Source organism: Bacillus sp. FAU20 (genome assembly GCF_056033865.1).
In genome coordinates this window covers 757,333-770,717 of record NZ_JBVYHY010000021.1, presented here as the reverse complement: position 1 = coordinate 770,717, position 13,385 = coordinate 757,333, and the positions used below count along the sequence as shown (strand labels likewise).

Below are 13,385 nucleotides of genomic sequence, written 5' to 3'. Positions count from 1 at the left end.
CTTTTCCTTTTTAATTTGAACACGGGGTGGCTACGCCGGAAGCAATAGAGAGTGTTTTATTATGTGTACTTATTGTAGCTGTAGCTCCAAGAGGAATCCCAATGTTTGGACTTATATGTCCAATTGGTAAACCGAATAGGACCGGTATATGATATGGTGCGAAATATTCATATAATATTGCTTGCAATGATTGAGATGGCTTTGAAGGAGTGCAGTCGTGACAACTTGTAAAAATAACGCCCCTGCATTCATTAAACTTTCCAGATAAAAGTAGCTGATTTAACATACGGTCAATGCGGTACGGTTCTTCACCAATGTCTTCAAGTAATAAAAGTGTATTGTCCGTATTTATCTCGTAGGGCGAGCCAATTATACTTGTTAACACAGCTAAATTTCCTCCAACTAACGTACCTGTAACTGTACTGTGAGAGCTAGGTACGATACATTCTGATGCAGATAAAATGGTTGAATACGGATGGAATAGCTGATTGAAAGAGGATAAAGATAGGGAATCAATACCTTTTCCTAGTTCTTCAATCATCGGACCATGAAATGTTATAAGCTTTGCATAACGTGAAACAGCAGTATGTAAAGCTGTAATATCGCTATATCCCCAAAAGATTTTAGGGTTTTGCCGAATGATTTCATATTGAATGTGAGGGAGGAGACGAGCACTTCCGTAACCACCTCGTGCACAGAAAACGGCCTTCACTTCATTATTTGTAAATGCTTCATGTATATCGTCAAGCCGAACTTGATCACTTCCGGCTAAAAATCCATATTTCTCGTAAACGCTCTTCCCGATTATTACGGATAACCCCATCTCTTGTAATACATTCACACCTTTTAATACATTTTCGATTGTAGGTGGACCAGATGGTGCAATGATCATTACTGTATCACCTTGTTTTAATGCATTTGGATAAATCATTAAGCTCAGCCTCCTTCTCTTTCAATATATTCGCTTCATATGAAGTTCAACCCTTGCAAAAGCAGGGGAAAGCTTATCAAATAAAGAAGATATAAGGGAAATAGGAGGGAAAATGATGTTTACAAGTCGAGTAACAGACATATTAAAAATTGAGTATCCCGTTGTTCAAGCCGGTATGGCAGGCGCGATTACGACGCCAGAACTTGTTGCAGCAGTAAGTAATAGCGGAGGATTAGGGACGCTTGGAGCGGGCTATATGAGCCCAGAACAAATTCGTGAAGCGATTTATAGAATAAGAGAACTAACAGATAAGCCTTTCGGTGTTAATTTACTTGTAACGAAAGAGATACAAATAGAAGAAGAGAAGGTAAATGAGGCGAAAGTATTACTAAGCGGAGTGAATAGAGAATTAGGTATAGAAGTAGAAGGAACGTTAAAGCTTCCAAAAAGCTATAAGGAACAATTACAAGTGCTATTAGATGAAAAAGTACCGGTCGTTAGCTTTGCATTTCAAACGTTAGAAAAAGAAGAAATAAATGATTTAAAAAGAAGTGGAATAAAAGTCATCGGAACAGCTACCCATGTGAAGGAAGCGAAAGTACTTGCTGAGCTAGGAGTAGATATTATTATTGGGCAAGGTAGCGAAGCAGGAGGGCATAGAGGAACGTTTATTGGGAAAGAACGAGATGCTATGATTGGTACGTTTGCGTTAATACCTCAGTTAGTAGGGGCTGTTCCGCATACCCCAATTGTCGCAGCAGGTGGTGTAATGAACGGACAAGGGCTTGTTGCGGCATTGGCACTAGGAGCAGAAGGTGTTCAAATGGGATCAGCCTTTTTAACAAGTGAAGAGAGTATTACGCACGATGTGTATAAAGAAGCGGTTTTACATAGTACAGATACGAGCACAACTGTAACTCGTGCGTTTTCCGGGAAATATGCACGCGGTATTCGGAATGAATTTATAGAGAGACATGAAGGAAAAGAAGAAGGGCTTCCCATGTATCCAGTGCAAAACGTATTAACTTCTAAAATACGCAAAGAGGCAGCGAAGCAAAATAAGGAAGGATATATGTCGCTTTGGGCAGGACAGGCAGCATCATTAGCTCGAATCGAATCAGCTCAGCATGTAGTGGAGCGAGTTATGAAAGAAGCAGAGAATGCAATCGAACAATTACAAAATATATACAAAAAGACCACTTGAGTAATTCAAGCGGTCTTTTCATTAGTTTGCTTTATAAAACTGTTGGATGGCTTCGTCGATGTAAACCCAGCCTTTCCAACCTAAGTGCATATGATCTTTTAAGAAGTATTTATCGTATTCATGATTTGAGAAGTCGGCAATTGGATACCCAGCTTTTTCAATTTGCTCATGAACTTTCTTATAGTATGCTTCGCGGCGTTCTTTTGGGAAGCCAGCGTAGTCGTACCAAGGACCTTTGACAGGAACAGAAATGAAGAGTGGTTTTGCACCAGATTGTTTTAATAAATCAAGTACAATTTGTAAATCTTCATATTCTGGCGATTGGTCATAAGCATCATTTTTTAAGTAACCTTCACGTTGTTTTAATTTTTTCTTAATTTTGCTATTGAAGTAACCATCTTCGATACCATATTCATTAGATCCAGATTCTGCTGCACCTGTTTGATCTGCATGTTTACGAGCCTCTTCCCAGTTCATTTGTTTTAATGAAGGGTCAAGCTTCTCTTTGTGCGGTTTAATATTAAACATAGCTGTAAATAAATCTTTACGATCTAAAATGTTACGGTAAATATAAGCGAAAGGTTTAGCAGCAAGTGCTTTTACTTTATACTTCGTATCATCATAAGCGATACCTTCAAGCGAAATTTTTAATAAAGTTTCTTTTTTTACAATCTCAAAGTTTAATAAACGCTTTGCAATTTGTTTTTTCATTTCAGGTTTTAAATCATTGTTGAAAATGAAGTGGTAACCTTGTTGTTTTGAAAAGTTAGGTGCAAAGTGCGTTTCGTCAATACCTTGTGGTACAAACCATTGCGGAGAAAGAACGAATACCATTTTCTTATCTTTCAATTGATCCATTGTAGATGCGAAGTTTAACACATGTACAAGGTCTTGTGTTCCGCCGCGTCCAAGAAGGAATGGCGTAAATCCTTCAGGCTTTACTTTAAAATAATTAGATGGATGGAAAGCATCCATACGTGCGAATTCCGATGAACCGTACATCGGAAGATATTTTGGATCTGCTAACATCTTTTGCTGTAAAATCATACTTTGAATTTTTTCTTCTTTTAAAGAAGTAGCAGCTTGTTCTACTTTTTCATCACTTAAAAGTGGAAGTAGGAAGCGCGTTGGAATAAGTAAGAATACAGCAAAAAGGGCCAATGCTAAAAGCATCGGACCAAATTTTGCTTTGTTCATCGGATTTCTTCCAACTTTTTAATAACCATGTTTGGTGTAGCCCACTCGTCACGGTCAAAATCAGAAATAGAAACTTCAATATCTAAACGCTCTTGGAATTCAACTAATAAAGATACTACAGCGAAAGAATCAAGGATACCTTCTTCAAATAATTGAACATCTAAGTTTTCTTTCACAATATCGTTTTCACATACTTCTTCTAAAATATCTAAGACTTGCTCTTTGAATTCTGCCATTTTTAAAATCTCCTTTATATCCGAAATTATTATATGTGCAACTTCTTAATGGAATAAGAAGGGTGCATTAAAAGTATCTGTTAAGGTGTCCAGAGAAGATTAGGAAACCGAAACATACAACGTGGAACGTAATTACAATCGCAAGGATGCGTGTAAATTTATTGTTTGGCCAAAACTTATGCTTTTTGTTTTTTCGTTCGAAAATATCGAATAAAATAAACAGTGCGGCATGGTATAGACCATAAATAATATACTGCGCAACAGCGCTTCCTTGGATATGCCAAATTCCCATAATGAAGAAGTTTAAAAATGCACCGATATACGAAATTGTGTAACGGTTCTTAATTAACTTTTTCTTCGTTGCAAAAAAGACGAAACGCATGTAAATAAAATCACGGAACCAGAATGATAAACTCATGTGCCAGCGGTTCCAGAAGTCTTTAATATTACGACTAAGGAATGGCTTATTGAAGTTTTCTGGCGTTTTAATTCCCATCATATAACTTACACCAATTACAAAAGAGCTATAACCAGCAAAATCAAAGAATAGATATAAGCTATAGCTATACATGTAAATCATATTTGAAAATATTGTATCGTGTTGAGCGAATGCTGGGTCCATACAATATTGCTTTATTAAGTAAGCAATAATAAATTTATACAAGAAACCTTGGAAAATACGATTTAGTCCTGTATATAGTAAATTTTGATATTCTTCAGCGCTAGGTGGCTTTTGAATATCTTTTTGGAATCTTCGGTAACGATCGATAGGTCCTGTTGAAATCGCAGGGAAGAATAAAACGAATTCCCAGAAGTTAAAGAAAGAAAGCTCTTTAATTAAACCATCACGAACTTCAAATACCATCTGAACTGCTCTGAATGTTACGTAAGATATACCTAGAAAAACAACAAGTTTTAACTCAGGTAAAAACGATGCAAACGGTGCGATTTTTGCCAAAATAAGAGGCAAAATCGATAAAATAACAGCTATGCAAAATGTGAATGTACTATTATTTTGTTTTCTTAAAAGTAAATAGCCTTTAATTAGGGCATATTGCCAAATAATAAATGCGGCTAACATAATCGCTTGCTTCGGTTTATCTGAGAAGATAATAGCAATCATGACTAATGTTAATACTGCATTATATTTACGCAACATTTTACCTTTTAATCCAGCTATGATAGTAGGTATTAATAAAATGCCCACTATAGCGAAAAAATAAAATGATCCATATGCGGTCATGCTGTAACCTCACTCAATAATTTTTTGCGATCTACCTTTCCATTTGGTGTCATTGGAATAGAAGATTGATACATGAATTTACGTGGAATCATGTAGTTTGGTAATCGCTCATTGAGTTCTTTTTTGATTGCAGATGTTAATTTGAATTCTTTTTCAAATGAATGTTCTCCAGGAACAACAACCGCTAATAAATAATCGTATTTTTCACCTTTTTTAATTGGAACGATAACTGCACCTTCTACGTAAGAACACGCACGAAGGTGATGCTCAATTTCTTCTAATTCCATTCGATAACCATGCAGCTTAATTTGGAAATCAAGACGACCATTATAGAATAGAAGACCATTTTCAACATAGCCAGCATCGCCTGTTTTATAGGCGCGCTCACCGTCAATCATAGTAAATGCTTTTTCTGTTAATTCAGGGCTTCCTAAATATCCAACGCTTACGCTTGGACCGACAATTACGATTTCACCTTTTTCACCATCAGGTGCAATCGTTCCATCTTCTTTCATAATAAGAAGGCGGCAGTCTGATTTACAGTAGCCAACTGGAAGTGATTTGTATTGATCAAGCACTTCTTCTGTAACGTGAATACCTGTTACAGCGACAGTAGCTTCTGTTGGACCGTAAGTATTCATAATTGTTGCTTTTGGGAAACGCTCAATTAATTTTCTAGCCACTTCATTTGGTAACACTTCACCGCAGAATAAGAATGTTTTCATGTTCGGTAGCATACTCTCAGAGAAAGATGCTTCCATTAAACACATTTCAGCGAAAGAAGGTGTGGAAGTCCATACTTGAATATCCGATTGCTCTAAAGAAGCAAACAAGTCTTTTGGACGCGCAATCATATCTTTATCGATTGCCCAAAGTGTACCACCTGTTACTAATGATGGGTAAATATCCATTACAGATAAATCGAATGAGAAAGGTGCTTGATTTAAGAATACCTGCCCTGTTTGTAAGTTGAAATCTTCTACAGCCCATTTTGTAAAGCTAACAAGGCAGTTATAAGTAATCTGAACCCCTTTCGGATTACCTGTGCTTCCTGATGTGTAAATAATGTAGAAGTTCTCATCACCTTTTACCGCATGTTCAGGATTTGGAGTGTTCCCTTTATGAGTAAAGAAAATATCTTTTAAGTTGTCTTCACTTACGATGCGAACTGGTAAATCAGTTACAGTTACTGCTGTTGCCGATAAAAGTAATTTCGCACCAGAATTTTCAGCAATACGTTGTACACGATCAGCTGGGATAGATAAATCTACAGGAATGTAAGCATGTCCAGCTTTTACACATCCTAAAAAGTTAATAATCATTTCAGGTTGCATATGGCCATACACCATAATTGGTGAACGATCGTCTGGATACTCAGAAGAAATCCAATGTGCTAACGCATCAGAATCTTCCTTTAATTGTTTGTACGTAATTTTCGCATCTCGCCAAACAAAAGCGGTTTGATCAGGCGTTTCTGCAGCCCACTTTTCAATTTGTTCTAATAACTTCATAACGTTCCCACCCTAGAATTCATTGTAAATAAATGTACTTGTGTTTGTATCATGGAATCCATACAACCAAAGTAATGCAAATAAAATTGCAAGATAATAAACCGTCTTTGCAACCCATTGTGTGAGTGGTCGAGACCATATCTCTTTTAATCTTTCCATGTCTTTCCCTCTCTTAATGAAATAATAGCTCTTTGTAGGTATCATGTCCTACATTATTGTGAAAAAAACAAAATCCCACATTTTAGGTAAAAATAAGTCAAAAGGCTCTTTTTTGATATTAGCACTAAATACTAAAAAAGAAAATCCCTAACTTAGCAATTATATTACATTCAGCATGAATTTGTAATGGGTTTGACATGTAAATAGAAAGGAGATTTTGTGAATACATAAAAGTGGACTATAAGAATACGTAAAAATACAGTATTTGTTTTTATTAATCATTCAAGATGGAGTAAACTTTTAAATTTCTAGTTATTTTGAAAAGGAGGAAATTATCATGAATAGAGTGTGGAAGAATCTAATTTCGGAAGAAAATATCGTGAAATGGAGAAGGCACTTCCATAAGTATCCGGAATTATCATTTCATGAAAAAGAAACTTCGCAATTTATATATGATACATTATGCTCATTTTCTTCTTTTGAAGTAACGAGACCGACGAAGTATAGTGTACTAGCAATTAAAAGAGGTGTGAAGCAAGGGAAAGTAATTGCGATTCGAGCTGATATAGATGCTTTGCCAATTCAAGAGGAGACAAGTAAATCTTATACATCTGTGAATAAAGGAATGATGCATGCATGTGGGCACGATGCTCACGCAGCTATTTTATTAAGCACAGCAGAGGTGCTATCAAATATAAAGGAAGATTTTGCAGGTGAGATTCGTCTATTCTTTCAGCACGCAGAAGAGGTGTATCCCGGTGGGGGACAAGAAATGGTTGAGGCAGGTGTAATGGACGGTGTTGATTATGTAATAGGTTTACATGTTATGTCTGGATTAGAAAGCGGAAAGATAGGAATTGCGTATGGGCCGATGATGGCGGCACCAGACGTATTTACAGTTGAAATTCAAGGCAAAGGAGGACATGCGGCGCGGCCAGAAGAAACGATAGACCCTATTGCTATCGGAGCACAGATTATTACAAATTTACAACATATCGTATCAAGAAATACGAGTGCTTTTATGCAAAGGGTTATTTCAGTTACACAATTTCATGGGGGAACGGCTGACAATATTATTCCTAGTACAGCAACTTTAATGGGAACCGTTCGTTCATTTAATCAAGCATTGAGGGGGGAAGCAGAAGGGAAAATCGAGAAAATTGTGAAAGGAATTACAGAAGCACATGGAGGATCGTATACATATACGTATCGATATGGATATGATCCGGTTATTAATGATGAATATATTACGAAAATAGTAGAAGAAAGTGCACTACATTTGTTTGGGAATGAGCGTGTTGTGAAGCTTGAACCTTCTATGGGTGGGGAAGATTTTTCAGCATATTTAAGAAAAGCACCCGGTTGTTTCATTAAATTAGGAACAGGTAATGAAAATATATATACTTGTTATCCACATCATCATCCGAAATTTGACGTGGATGAATCAGCATTAATTTGTGGAGTGGAGCTATTTTTAGAGACGACTATAAGATTACTAAAATCATAGAAAAACAAAAAAAGGCAACTGCACTCTATTGCAGTTGCTTTTATTTCTTTCCGTCAGAGAGGGCTGAGAAAGAACTATGCTCATTCATAGTATATGAATAGCTAACGGACAAGCTTGTACATTTTAATCATTTTTTTAAAAATAGTTGTTGACATTGATAATCAATGTCAATTAATCTAAATGTAGTTGAAATTGATAATTATTATCAATGGGATGGATGCGACATGTTAATGAGAAAAAATTTTCACCTTCTGCGGAGGGGATTAAAAGATAAAAATAAAGATGTTGATCAGCATATGGAATGGCAAAGAAATGTAATTTGGTCTGAATATGTAGATGAGAAGAAGAGCATTCAAACAGAAAAAGAGATACAAAGTAAAGGGAGAGGTTCAGTTGAGTAAGTTAGTAATGATTTTTGCAAGTATGAGTGGAAATACAGAGGAAATGGCTGACCATATTGCCGGCGTAATTCGTGAAACAGAAAATGAAATTGAAGTTATTGATATTATGGATTCACCAGAAGCTTCTATATTAGAACAGTATGATGGAATTATTTTAGGTGCATACACTTGGGGAGATGGTGATCTTCCTGATGATTTCTTAGATTTTTATGATGCAATGGATTCTATTGATTTAACTGGGAAAAAAGCAGCAGTATTCGGATCGTGTGATTCGGCTTATCCGAAATACGGAGTGGCAGTTGACATTTTAATAGAAAAGCTACAAGAGCGCGGGGCAGCAGTTGTGTTAGAAGGACTAAAAGTAGAATTAACGCCAGAAGATGAAGATGTAGAAAAATGTTTACAGTTTGGAGCTGAATTTGTAAAACACCTTTCTTAATGGCAGAAGGGAGATGAAGAGCAAGTGCATGAGAAAATCTCAATCAAAACGATGACAGATTATCATTTGTATGAATTTATGCGTTGTCCGCATAAATTTTATTTTCGTCATATAAAAAGAAGAGAACCTTCTTCATTTGAATGGCAACAAATAGCACAAATGATTGTCAATCAAATTATTAACGAGTATTACACGCTACCTGCGGGTCAACAAACGAAAATTGTACTTTTAATATTAATAGAAAAGTATTGGAAAAAAGTAAGGATTACTATGTTTGCTTCGAAGACGGATTACTATATTGTATTAGCGAAGCTAACGGATCACTTATTACAGTTTGTTGAAAAGGATGATAGTCAGACACCACCATTGTTTTTATACGAGAAGTTTCAAACATATATGGAAGAGTTAGGTGTCCACATGTCATTGACATTTGAAGTTGGTGAGTGGAGTGCTGAGTCGTTTGTAATTAAAAAGTATGTTGTCGATGCAGATGAGGAAATGCTTGCTCTTTGTCAGAAGCTAATGACAGTATTCAGTTATAAAGCTTTCGGCGTTCTTCCAGGAAAAATTGAAGTTATTAATTTAATAGAAGGAACTAAGTATGAGTACATTCCGAAACAGGAAGATATTATATCTGGAATGGCTGATTTATCTAGAATGAAAGAAATGTTGCAACAACCGGAGCATTATACAGAGCGTCATTTTCGTTCTGAGTGTATAAGTTGTGCGTTTCGTAGTGAATGTCAAGGCGAAGAAGTAAAGAAAGAAGCGAAACAGAAGAAAAATATAGTTCATTAAAGGATGCAACTTTGCATCCTTTTTTGTTATTGACATGAAAAGCTTTTCATCATTTACGGTATATTTGTAGCAGACTTTAATAAAGTGAAACTTTAATCAGTGGGGGGGTGTCCATCACCCACTGATTATCAGTCCTCACTAATCGGGCTACCCACAAATAGCGGGATAAAGGGAGGAATAATCAATGAAAGATGAAACAAAAGTATTTCAATGGTTAAAAGAACAAAATGCTCCTTTTGAAATTCAACTGCAAATTTTACAGGCATTTCAATTGTATAAAGTTATTGTTGAAATGGATAAAAAGTTAATGATGTATGAGGAGAGAGTATATAGGGAGAGAATGTAATCTCATCCCTGTAATATCGTTTTTAGCTGTTCTGTACCTGTAATGAATTCGAGTTCATTCTCTGACTCAAAGTTATAAATAATATTATGTAGTAAAGGACTGTATTGATAAAAGATAGTAATGCGATGAATGAGTAATGGGTCATGATGAGAAATAAGTGTACTGTACTGTTCATATACAGATGTAGTAAATTCATGTCCGAAATCATAATATAGTCCTGCGAAATCAAAAGCAGGATCGCCAATTTGCGCATCACCAAAATCGATAACACCTGAAATGCTTTTGTTCTGCTTGTTAAATAAAATGTGATGATGTGTAAAATCAGCGTGAATGATTGTGTTTTGAAAAGTGGACGTATCTAAACATGCAAAGAAATTTTCAAATAAGCGATTTAAGGCTAGTTTCTGTAATGAAGTAAGGTTAGTAGTGAGATATTGGTTTAATTTTGTTTGTAGCTCTTTCCAGTAGGTACATGTTTTTTCAATAGAGAAACATAGCGTTGTAACTTGGTGTGAAGGAATACTATGTAGTACCGCAAGGAAAGTAGCTAATTGTGTAATAATTGCTTGAAGCTCCGTATCCTCCAGTTTGGCAACGGTTTCTGTTTTTAATGGTTCACCATGAATGAGAGTATAGTAACTACAAAGAGGAACCTCATCAGATTCATTTTTATAAATTAGCTGATATTGTGGAACTTCGATTTCTTGTAGTGATTGAGTGAGAATTGTGCATAGTTCTTTTTCTAGTGGAATTCGCATTGCATATTCCTGTTTTCGCGGGAAACGAAACAGTAGCTCATCATTTACTATAACTGCTACATTATCCCATCCTTCTTCATTTTGTTTATATGAATGTATAGAAAGATTAGGCAAAGCTTCTTTTATATAATGTTTGTAAGAGTCCATAATTGTTCCTCGTTTCTGAGTTAAGTTATTCTACTTTATGATATCAGAATTTTCTTTCTATATGTTAAAATATAGCTATCATTATGAAGAAGGGCGGGAGTATTACGAAAAAAAGACTGTTAATCATTTCTCTATGTATCGCTTTTGTATTGTTTTGGTCATATAAAGAGGAGGTTTTTGCTACCTTTAAACCGATTGATCAGTACGAATTAAATAAGGAGTTAAAGAACAAAAGTATAGAAAATTTAACTCATAATGAAATGCAAAAGGTAGGAGAGTATTTTGTGACCGAGCAACTATCAGTATTTGAGTTTACTAATAAAGAAGATGTAAAACGAAAAGGTGAAGAAATATTTTTAAATAGAGGGTATGAACAATTAATGGGAAATTATGATCCAAATCGTTTTCAAGATTTAGAGTATAAATTTACAAACGAGGAGATACGTGAAGAGACAGATGAGAGTTTTCTCTATCAAGCTGTAGCGTATGTTGTGGGTACTGAAAATGGTAAGAGAAGCGAAATGAAATTGAATTATGAAGTGAAAATTGTAAAGGTTAATAATATATTTATGGTGCTAGAACAAAAGCAGCGCATACAATAAAGGAAATTCATTGCTGAATAGAACATTTGGAGATGTACTACTTAATGCGGAATAAAAAAGCCCTCAAGGAATCAAGGGCCTTTAAAGATTTTCATTTTGTTGACCAAGTTCTTTTTGAGCAATATATAAATTTCCTTGCTCGACTTGTTTAAGGGTATGAACAGAATCTCCTGCATATTCTTTTTGTGCTTTAACAGTTCTTTTTGAACGATTGGAATCTTGTTTCTTCATATAATAAGCCACCTTTCATCAAAAATAAACGAAAATGATAAGTATGAGTAATACAGCAGCGAAAATGGTAATGCCCATTAAAAACGAAGTGTTTTTATATTTAGGTGGCTTATGTACATCTTGCCGATACCCAGGTGAAATTTCAGGGGCAAATTCTTCATCGAATGATTGCTTTTTTTCTTTTTCGTCCATATGTATCCACCTTTCTTTTTCATTATCGTATACGTTACAAGAAAAAATATGCATAAAGAAAACAGCCGCTTTATTATTAGCGGCTGTTTTGTGTTATATATTTTCGTTGTACTTGAAAAAGACGGATAAGTAGGAAGGCAGCGCCAAATGCTAGACCGATAATAAGACCGATCCAATAGCCTTTCGCGGCCCATTCTGTATACGTTGCTAATATGTAACCTAGTGGTAGACCAATTATCCAATAAGCAATTAAAGTCATAATTAGAGCAACATTTACATCTTTATAACCACGCAAAGCTCCTTGTACAGGGGTTGCAATTGCATCTGAAATTTGAAATAAAATTGCAAAGATAAGAAATTCTTTTGCTAAATGATGAACTTTTGCATCTGTCGTATAAATAGAAGCAATTTGATCATCAAAAAAGTAGAGAAGAATCGAATATAATAAAGCAAAGGCAAGGGCTAATCCAATTCCAATCAGTCCGTATTGTTTTGCATTATTGTAACGTTTTGCTCCAACTTCGAATCCAACCGCAATAGTCATTGCCATTGCTAAACTTAGCGGAGTCATATATAACAAGGAAGCAAAGTTCATAGCTGCTTGGTGAGCTGCAATAGTTGTCGTACTAAAATTACTCATCATGAGCGTTACCGCAGCGAAAATACTTGTTTCAAAAAAGATAGCAAATCCGATAGGGACGCCAAGTTTTAAGAATGCTGTCCAACTCGAAAGAGAAGGTCGGTATAATTGTTTGAAAATGTTGAAAGAGGCAAAAGGCTCTTTCGTCTGAATAATAATGACTGTAATAATTAAAATGCACCAATATGTTGCAGTGGAAGCAATTGCTGCTCCGACACCACCAAGCTTTGGGAAACCGAAGTTACCAAAAATTAATAGGTAATTCAATATTACGTTAATTGGTAATGATAGTAATGTAATAATCATCGTTGTTCGAGTATTTCCTAATGCATCAATAAATCCACGTAAAACAGTGTAAGTGAATAAAGGTATAATTCCTATTGCGATAATACTTAAAAATTGCGCTGCAATACGTTCCACAGGTTCTTCTAAGCGCATGCCATTTAAAATAGGTGAAACGACGAAGAAACCGATGAGGATAACAACGAAGCTAGCACAAATTGCTAAATAAACTGCTTGTATGACAACGTGGGGAACGTCCTCTTTTTTCTTGGATCCAACGAGCTGTGCAACAATGGGAGTAGTAGCCATTAAAATTCCTGTTAACCCCGTACTAACTGGAATCCATATACTTGTTCCAATTGCAACACCTGCTAAATCAGTTGGACTTGCATGTCCTGACATTGTTGTATCAAAAAAACTCATCGCAAATAATGACATTTGCGTTACGAAAATCGGAAAAAATAGTAATACAAATTGCTTTAACTTTTGTGAGAATGAAGTAGTTTCTTTCATAAAATCCCCTTTCCGTATAAAAAAACAAACTCTTACTATCATACAATT

Annotated in this window: 17 protein-coding genes; 7 read left to right on the top strand and 10 right to left on the bottom strand. The window is 35.5% G+C overall.

Annotated features, from left to right (window positions below):
• Positions 1-10: 10 nt before the first annotated feature.
• Entirely contained in the window at positions 11-931 is a 921-nt protein-coding gene (locus AC0OM3_RS17755; protein WP_000640069.1) for a S66 peptidase family protein, read from the bottom strand.
• A gap of 115 nt (positions 932-1,046) precedes the next feature.
• Here AC0OM3_RS17755 and AC0OM3_RS17750 point away from each other — a divergent pair, with 115 nt between their 5' ends.
• Positions 1,047-2,135 carry an NAD(P)H-dependent flavin oxidoreductase gene (locus AC0OM3_RS17750; RefSeq protein WP_000495284.1) on the top strand — a complete coding sequence of 363 codons (1,089 nt, stop codon included), beginning with the start codon at positions 1,047-1,049 and terminating at the stop codon, positions 2,133-2,135.
• Positions 2,136-2,156: 21 nt separating this feature from the next.
• On the opposite strand, the gene dltD is transcribed toward AC0OM3_RS17750, so the two are convergent.
• The 5 genes from dltD to AC0OM3_RS17725 form a co-directional block, all read right to left on the bottom strand.
• The gene (gene dltD / locus AC0OM3_RS17745; RefSeq protein WP_001030268.1) at positions 2,157-3,332 is read right to left on the bottom strand and encodes a D-alanyl-lipoteichoic acid biosynthesis protein DltD; all 1,176 of its coding nucleotides are present in this window, start codon (positions 3,330-3,332) and stop codon (positions 2,157-2,159) included.
• Positions 3,329-3,568, bottom strand: coding sequence for a D-alanine--poly(phosphoribitol) ligase subunit DltC (gene dltC / locus AC0OM3_RS17740; protein WP_000807310.1), 240 nt, complete (start codon positions 3,566-3,568; stop codon positions 3,329-3,331). The genes dltD and dltC overlap by 4 nt, the downstream gene beginning before the upstream one ends.
• A gap of 67 nt (positions 3,569-3,635) precedes the next feature.
• Positions 3,636-4,811 (bottom strand): D-alanyl-lipoteichoic acid biosynthesis protein DltB, encoded by a 1,176-nt coding sequence (gene dltB, locus AC0OM3_RS17735; protein WP_000127930.1) that lies wholly within the window; start codon positions 4,809-4,811, stop codon positions 3,636-3,638.
• Complete coding sequence (gene dltA / locus AC0OM3_RS17730) at positions 4,808-6,322, bottom strand: D-alanine--poly(phosphoribitol) ligase subunit DltA (protein WP_000770505.1); 1,515 nt, start codon at positions 6,320-6,322, stop codon at positions 4,808-4,810. Before dltA ends, dltB begins: the two co-directional genes overlap by 4 nt.
• A 12-nt stretch (positions 6,323-6,334) precedes the next feature.
• Positions 6,335-6,481: a teichoic acid D-Ala incorporation-associated protein DltX gene (locus AC0OM3_RS17725; RefSeq protein WP_000440293.1), complete on the bottom strand. Its 147-nt coding sequence runs from the start codon at positions 6,479-6,481 to the stop codon at positions 6,335-6,337.
• 337 nt (positions 6,482-6,818) lie between these two features.
• Between AC0OM3_RS17725 and amaA the strand changes: the two genes are divergently transcribed.
• From amaA to AC0OM3_RS17700, 5 genes are all read left to right on the top strand, one after another.
• On the top strand, positions 6,819-7,988 hold the full coding sequence (gene amaA, locus AC0OM3_RS17720; RefSeq protein ID WP_001082782.1) for an N-acyl-aliphatic-L-amino acid amidohydrolase: 1,170 nt from the start codon (positions 6,819-6,821) through the stop codon (positions 7,986-7,988).
• Positions 7,989-8,152: 164 nt separating this feature from the next.
• Positions 8,153-8,389, top strand: coding sequence for a hypothetical protein (locus tag AC0OM3_RS17715; protein WP_474212607.1), 237 nt, complete (start codon positions 8,153-8,155; stop codon positions 8,387-8,389).
• The gene (locus tag AC0OM3_RS17710) at positions 8,382-8,828 is read left to right on the top strand and encodes a flavodoxin (RefSeq protein ID WP_000041153.1); all 447 of its coding nucleotides are present in this window, start codon (positions 8,382-8,384) and stop codon (positions 8,826-8,828) included. Before AC0OM3_RS17715 ends, AC0OM3_RS17710 begins: the two co-directional genes overlap by 8 nt.
• A gap of 24 nt (positions 8,829-8,852) precedes the next feature.
• Positions 8,853-9,626, top strand: a complete 774-nt coding sequence (locus tag AC0OM3_RS17705) for a hypothetical protein (RefSeq protein WP_474212522.1) — start codon at positions 8,853-8,855, stop codon at positions 9,624-9,626.
• Positions 9,627-9,810: 184 nt separating this feature from the next.
• Positions 9,811-9,972, top strand: coding sequence for a hypothetical protein (locus AC0OM3_RS17700; RefSeq protein WP_000651086.1), 162 nt, complete (start codon positions 9,811-9,813; stop codon positions 9,970-9,972).
• 2 nt (positions 9,973-9,974) lie between these two features.
• Here the strand turns inward: AC0OM3_RS17700 and AC0OM3_RS17695 are convergent, their stop codons facing one another.
• Positions 9,975-10,877, bottom strand: a complete 903-nt coding sequence (locus AC0OM3_RS17695) for an aminoglycoside phosphotransferase family protein (RefSeq protein ID WP_000378987.1) — start codon at positions 10,875-10,877, stop codon at positions 9,975-9,977.
• An 83-nt stretch (positions 10,878-10,960) separates the two neighbouring features.
• Here AC0OM3_RS17695 and AC0OM3_RS17690 point away from each other — a divergent pair, with 83 nt between their 5' ends.
• Positions 10,961-11,479, top strand: coding sequence for a biotin transporter BioY (locus tag AC0OM3_RS17690; protein WP_089149032.1), 519 nt, complete (start codon positions 10,961-10,963; stop codon positions 11,477-11,479).
• A gap of 81 nt (positions 11,480-11,560) precedes the next feature.
• Here the strand turns inward: AC0OM3_RS17690 and AC0OM3_RS17685 are convergent, their stop codons facing one another.
• From AC0OM3_RS17685 to AC0OM3_RS17675, 3 genes are all read right to left on the bottom strand, one after another.
• On the bottom strand, positions 11,561-11,710 hold the full coding sequence (locus AC0OM3_RS17685) for a hypothetical protein (protein WP_000743735.1): 150 nt from the start codon (positions 11,708-11,710) through the stop codon (positions 11,561-11,563).
• An 18-nt stretch (positions 11,711-11,728) separates the two neighbouring features.
• A complete protein-coding gene (locus AC0OM3_RS17680; RefSeq protein ID WP_000343558.1) occupies positions 11,729-11,902 on the bottom strand; it encodes a hypothetical protein in 174 nt (57 codons plus the stop codon).
• 76 nt (positions 11,903-11,978) lie between these two features.
• Positions 11,979-13,337, bottom strand: a complete 1,359-nt coding sequence (locus AC0OM3_RS17675; protein WP_074594821.1) for an MATE family efflux transporter — start codon at positions 13,335-13,337, stop codon at positions 11,979-11,981.
• Between the last annotated feature and the right edge of the window lie 48 nt (positions 13,338-13,385).

Coding starts and splice junctions, on each gene's coding strand:
- AC0OM3_RS17755 (WP_000640069.1), bottom strand. CDS start 931: ATGATTTATCCAAATGCATTAAAACAAGGTGATACAGTAATGATCATT.
- AC0OM3_RS17750 (WP_000495284.1), top strand. CDS start 1,047: ATGTTTACAAGTCGAGTAACAGACATATTAAAAATTGAGTATCCCGTT.
- dltD (WP_001030268.1), bottom strand. CDS start 3,332: ATGAACAAAGCAAAATTTGGTCCGATGCTTTTAGCATTGGCCCTTTTT.
- dltC (WP_000807310.1), bottom strand. CDS start 3,568: ATGGCAGAATTCAAAGAGCAAGTCTTAGATATTTTAGAAGAAGTATGT.
- dltB (WP_000127930.1), bottom strand. CDS start 4,811: ATGACCGCATATGGATCATTTTATTTTTTCGCTATAGTGGGCATTTTA.
- dltA (WP_000770505.1), bottom strand. CDS start 6,322: ATGAAGTTATTAGAACAAATTGAAAAGTGGGCTGCAGAAACGCCTGAT.
- AC0OM3_RS17725 (WP_000440293.1), bottom strand. CDS start 6,481: ATGGAAAGATTAAAAGAGATATGGTCTCGACCACTCACACAATGGGTT.
- amaA (WP_001082782.1), top strand. CDS start 6,819: ATGAATAGAGTGTGGAAGAATCTAATTTCGGAAGAAAATATCGTGAAA.
- AC0OM3_RS17715 (WP_474212607.1), top strand. CDS start 8,153: ATGTCAATTAATCTAAATGTAGTTGAAATTGATAATTATTATCAATGG.
- AC0OM3_RS17700 (WP_000651086.1), top strand. CDS start 9,811: ATGAAAGATGAAACAAAAGTATTTCAATGGTTAAAAGAACAAAATGCT.
- AC0OM3_RS17695 (WP_000378987.1), bottom strand. CDS start 10,877: ATGGACTCTTACAAACATTATATAAAAGAAGCTTTGCCTAATCTTTCT.
- AC0OM3_RS17690 (WP_089149032.1), top strand. CDS start 10,961: ATGAAGAAGGGCGGGAGTATTACGAAAAAAAGACTGTTAATCATTTCT.
- AC0OM3_RS17685 (WP_000743735.1), bottom strand. CDS start 11,710: ATGAAGAAACAAGATTCCAATCGTTCAAAAAGAACTGTTAAAGCACAA.
- AC0OM3_RS17680 (WP_000343558.1), bottom strand. CDS start 11,902: ATGGACGAAAAAGAAAAAAAGCAATCATTCGATGAAGAATTTGCCCCT.
- AC0OM3_RS17675 (WP_074594821.1), bottom strand. CDS start 13,337: ATGAAAGAAACTACTTCATTCTCACAAAAGTTAAAGCAATTTGTATTA.